The following is a 5,051-nucleotide window of genomic DNA, read 5'->3' on the forward strand; positions in this document are numbered from 1 at the left end:
TCGGAGGTGGAACTGTGTAAAACAGATCGAATTCCAACCGCGAAGGGACTTTCGATCATGATCTACCGTCCTCTGGGCCAAAGCGGCCTGCAGGTGTCTGCACTGACCCTGGGCAGCATGATGTTCGGCGAGCAGACCAGCACCGAAGACTCGCTGCGCATCATCGACAAGGCCTGGGATCAGGGCATCAATTTCATCGACACTGCCGACGTGTACAACGCCGGGCGCAGCGAAGAAATCGTCGGCGAGGCCATCGCCCGCAACCGCCAGGACTGGATCCTCGCCTCCAAGGTCGGTTTCGGCCCTGCCGAGGGCCTGCCCAACCGCAGCGGCCTGAGCCGCAAGCATATTTTCAACGCCATCGAAGCCAGCCTGACCCGCCTGGGTAGCGACTACCTGGACATCTACTACCTGCACCGCGAAGACCACAACACCCCGCTTGAGGTCACCGTCAGCGCCATTGGCGACCTGCTGCGCCAGGGCAAGATCCGCCACTGGGGGGTGTCCAACTTCCGTGGCTGGCGCATCGCCGAGATCTGCAACCTGGCCGAGCGCCTGGGCGTGGCCAAGCCGGTGGTCAGCCAGCCGCTGTACAACATCGTCAACCGCCAGGCTGAACCCGAGCAGTTCACTGCCGCCGCCTACCACGGCCTGGGTATCGTGCCGTTCAGCCCACTGGCCCGGGGCGTGCTCAGCGGCAAGTACGCGCCCAATGCCAGCCCCGACGCCAACAGCCGCGCCGGGCGCCAGGACAAGCGCATCCTGGAAACCGAATGGCGCCCTGAATCCCTGGAAATCGCCCAGAAGATCCATGCCTATACCCAGGCCAAGGGCGTTGGCATGGTCGAGTTCGCGATTGCCTGGGTACTCAATAACACGCTGATCAGCTCGGCGATTGTCGGCCCGCGCACCGAGGCCCAGTGGGACACCTACAGCGGCGCCCTTGAGGTGAAAATCAGCGCTGAAGACGAAGCCTTCATCGATTCGCTGGTCACCCCCGGCCACGCCTCGACTCACGGCTACAACGACAGCGCGCACTTCGTCAGCGGGCGCTTGCCACGCTGAGTTCGGTCCCCAGCAGGTGGCTGATCGCGGCCTTGAGCCTCATCGGCCGCACCGGCTTGTGCATCAGGGTGTGGCCCAGTTCGCGCACCTGCTGCTTGAGCTCGTTGCTATAGTTGGCGGTGATCATCAGCGCCGCTAGCGGTGTACGCCGTTGGGCGTTGATCGCCGCCACTGCGTCGACGCCATTGCGGCCGTTGTCCAGATGATAATCGGCAATCAGCAGGTCGGCCTCGGCGCTGTCGGTTGCCACCTGTCGCGCCAGGTCCTGCTCGCTCAGGGCCGTCACCACTTCGCAGCCCCACTGCTCAAGCAGCGTACGCATACCTGCGCAGATCGCCGCATCGTTATCCAGCACCCAGATACGTGCGCCTTCCAGGCGTTCGCGCAGCGGCTCGCTCAGGTCAGGCTCCGCCACCCGCTTCGGCGCTGGCCGGCTGCGCGGCACTTCAATGGCAAACATCGAGCCCTTGCCGGGCACTGAACGCAACTGCAGGCGGTGGCCGAGGATCCCGGCGATCTTGTCGACGATGGCCAGCCCGAGCCCCAGGCCGCGATCCTGATCCGGACGCTGGACGTCACCGCGCTTGAACTCCTGGAAGACTTCCTCGCGGCGGTCTTCGGCGATGCCTATGCCGGTGTCCCAGACTTCGATCCACAGTGCCTTGCCACGTCGCCGGCAGCCGAGCAACACGCGGCCACCAGGGGTGTAGCGGATGGCATTGCTGAGCAGGTTGCGCAGGATCCGCGCCAACAGCTGGATATCGCTGTGCACGCTCAGACCGCACGGCACGTACGCCATCCGCAAGCCCTCACTGGCGGCGGCATGGGCATATTCGGCGGCAAGATTGTCGAGCAGGTCGCTGACGGCGAAGCTGGCCAGGTCTGCCTTGATCACCCCGGCATCGAGCTTGGAGATGTCCACCAGGGTGCCGAGCAGGTTCTCGACGTCATCCAGCGAGTTGCTGACGTTGCGCACCAGCGCCGGGTTGGCGCTGCTCTGTTCGAGCAAGGCACTGGTGAACAGCCGCGCCGCATTCAAGGGTTGCAACAGGTCATGGCTGACGGCAGCGAGGAACTTGGTCTTCGACAGGTTGGCCTGCTCGGCCTCCTGCTTGGCCTGGCTCAGTTCGGCGGTGCGTTCGCGCACCCGCACTTCGAGGTTCTGGTAGGCCTGGTGCAGGGCCTCCGCAGTGCGCCGGCGTTCGGTGATGTCGCGGATCAGCACGAAGATCCCCACCACCTCGCCACTGGCCAGGCGGTTGGGCACGTAGGAGCGCAGCATGTAGCGCTGCTGGCCGTTGACGTGAGTTTCGGCGCACTCGAAGGTCACGCTCTCGCCGGCCAGCGCCCGCTCGATGTAGCCCTCCAGGCGCTGGTAGTGCTCGGGGCTGTGCACCTCGCGCAGTTTCTGCCCGAGCATCACCCCCGGCGGCCAGCAGTACCACTGCTCGTAGACCTTGTTGGTGAACTCGTAGACCAGTTCGGCATTGAGGTAGGCGATCAGTGCCGGTACATGGTCGGTGATCAGCCGGATCCAGCGTTCGCTTTCGCTCAGGGCCTCGGCGTGCTGGTAGCGTTCGGTGATGTCGGTGAAGGTATTGACGAAGCCGCCGGTAGGCAGCGGGTGGGTGCGAATCTCCAACATGCGGCCATCGAACAGACGTTGTTCCAGCTCATGCACGCAGCGGCCGTTGCCGTCGCGGCTGGCCGGGGTCAGCAGCGCCAGTTCGCTGTCGGCGATCACCTCGGTAAAACTGCGGTGCGCGGCGATCGGCGCCAGGCCGCTGAGTTCGAGAAAGCGCCGGTTCCACAACTCCAGCACGCCATCGGCATTGACCATGGCCACGCCCTGGGACAGGTTGTCGACCGCCCGTTGCAGCAAGTAGGACTTCTGCGCCACCGCCTGCTCGCGGCGGCGGGTTTCGCTGTGCTTGACCTCGGTGATATCGGTGAACAGCATCACCCGCCCGCCGTCCTGGGTCGGCCGTTCGCTGACCTGCAGCCAGCGTCCACCTTGCAGGCGATACAGCAGGTGCTCGTCGCTGGCACCGCGCTGCTCTTCGCGGAACAGGCCGCTGCTGTGCATCAGGCGCTTGACCTCGGCCAGGCGCATGCCGCTGATGATGCGGATGCGACTGTTGGCCCAGAACGCTTTGAAGCGGCTGTTGAACAGCACGATGCGCAAGTCCGGATCGAACAGTACGAACGCGTCGGAGATACTCTCGATGGCATCGACCAGGTGCTGGTGAGCGGTTTCCGCACGCAAGCGGGCATCGCTGAGCAGGTGGTTGCTGGCCTTGAGCTCGACCAGGGTCTGGTTCAGCGCATCGGTACGCTCGCGCACCTGCTCGGCCAGCACCACCGAGTGCTGGAACGCCGCATAGGAGTCGTCCGGCCGCGCCGCGCCGGACTCCAGGCGTTCGATCAGTGCGGCGTTGATCCGTAGCAGCTTGTGGTTGGCCCTTTGCAGCTCGGCCAGCCGCTGGTCACTGTTCAAGCTGGCCACGGGGCCGTCCGATGGCAACGCCGGTGAAGGTCTGGTTGATGTGCATGCCATTGAACTGTTCTCCATAGGAGTTGAAACCCAGCACCCGCTGTTGGCGCAGGAAGCTGCCGACCTCGGCCAGGCTGTCGCTGCCCTCCAGTTCCAGGCGGCGCAGGAAACAGTCGCAACCGATGGTCAGCAGCAAGGGGCCAAGGCGCTGTTGCAGCCCTTCGAACAGGTTTTCCAGATTGGGCAGCAAGGGCCCTGGGCGCATGGCGGTAAGGACGATGCCATTCTCTACTGCGCAGTAAAAACTCAGGCTCAGGTCCTCGTGCACCTGCTGGATGGCGCGCACGTAATAACGTTCGTTGATACGCACCGCCAGCGGGTGGGCGGCAAAGGTGCGGTGGTTGATCTGGCTGACCGGCACATTGATCAGTTGTGCGTATTCCAGCGCCGCCGGCTCGGCATTGAGTTCGTAGACCCGGCGCAGGTTGCGGTCGGCGCGGGTGACCACCAGTTTTTCGCTGCGCGGCTCGATGTGATGGGTGGTGAACACCTCGAACTCCAGCCAGGTATTGACCAGCAGCACCACGGCGGCGCCCGTGCGGAAGGCGCCGTCGAAGTAAACGTGGGTGTGGTTGAGGTAGTTGTCATCACCCGCCGAGCCGCCAAAATGCGGGATGTCGCCCAGCGCCGCGCTGAGCGCTGCCAGCACGGTTTCTTCGCGACTCGACAGGCCATCGAGCAGGGTCAGGGCAAAGCTGTGGCCCTTGATCGGCGCCAGGGTGTTGCTGCGGCACTCGCCCACCAGCCGCTCGACCGTGGCTTGGGCCTGGATTAGGCTGAACTGCGGCATGGCGTCGATCAGTTCGGCGGCGATGGAAAACTGCCGGTGATCGAAACCCAGGGCGGTAATGCAGCCCCGGCCATAGCCGTCGGGGGTCAGTTCACCGGCACTGGTGCAACCGGCCAGGCGGATGCCCCCGAAGCTCTGTTGCAGGGCCTGGGCCAGGGCTGGCAGGTCGTACTCGGCGGAGCAGAAGAACAGCACAAAGCCCAGGTGCGGGTGCAGCAGCTGGCTGGCCAGCTCCTGGGCGGCGAGCTCGGCGGCGCTGGCCCGCGACACGGCACTGATCACCCCCTCGGCTTGAAACTGCTGCATGGCTGCCTCCTGGGTGAGCATTGATGGATGCAGGCAGTTTATGGAGGCTCGGGAGCGGGCCGAATGCTACTTGGGTACTGGGTGTGGGTGGCATTGGTTGTAGAACGGAACCTGTGGGAGCTGGCTTGCCATGCACATAACGCGTCGCCTGGATTACGACCGCTGCGCGCTCGATCGCCGGCAAGTCCGGCTCCCACAGGATTGGCTGTGCTCCCAGGGGCAGTGCAAGACCTGTGGGAGCTGGCTTGCCAGCGATGAGGCCAGTACAGCCAGCACATCATGCGTCGCCTGGATTACGACCGCTGCGCGCTCGATCGCCGGCAAGTCCGGCTCCCA

Annotated in this window: 3 protein-coding genes; 1 reads left to right on the forward strand and 2 read right to left on the reverse strand. The window is 64.6% G+C overall.

Annotation, left to right across the window (positions count from 1 at the left end; all coding sequences use genetic code 11):
• The first annotated feature begins 57 nt into the window (after positions 1–57).
• Positions 58–1,065 (forward strand): aldo/keto reductase, encoded by a 1,008-nt coding sequence (locus ABM562_RS21325; protein WP_115086705.1) that lies wholly within the window; start codon positions 58–60, stop codon positions 1,063–1,065.
• On the opposite strand, the gene ABM562_RS21330 is transcribed toward ABM562_RS21325, so the two are convergent.
• Complete coding sequence (locus ABM562_RS21330; protein WP_460423260.1) at positions 1,043–3,622, reverse strand: hybrid sensor histidine kinase/response regulator; 2,580 nt, start codon at positions 3,620–3,622, stop codon at positions 1,043–1,045. The genes ABM562_RS21325 and ABM562_RS21330 overlap by 23 nt on opposite strands.
• Positions 3,552–4,715: a nitric oxide-sensing protein NosP gene (nosP, locus tag ABM562_RS21335; RefSeq protein ID WP_115086707.1), complete on the reverse strand. Its 1,164-nt coding sequence runs from the start codon at positions 4,713–4,715 to the stop codon at positions 3,552–3,554. The genes ABM562_RS21330 and nosP overlap by 71 nt, the downstream gene beginning before the upstream one ends.
• Positions 4,716–5,051: the final 336 nt, after the last annotated feature.

Source organism: Pseudomonas sp. ZL2, from assembly GCF_054788455.1.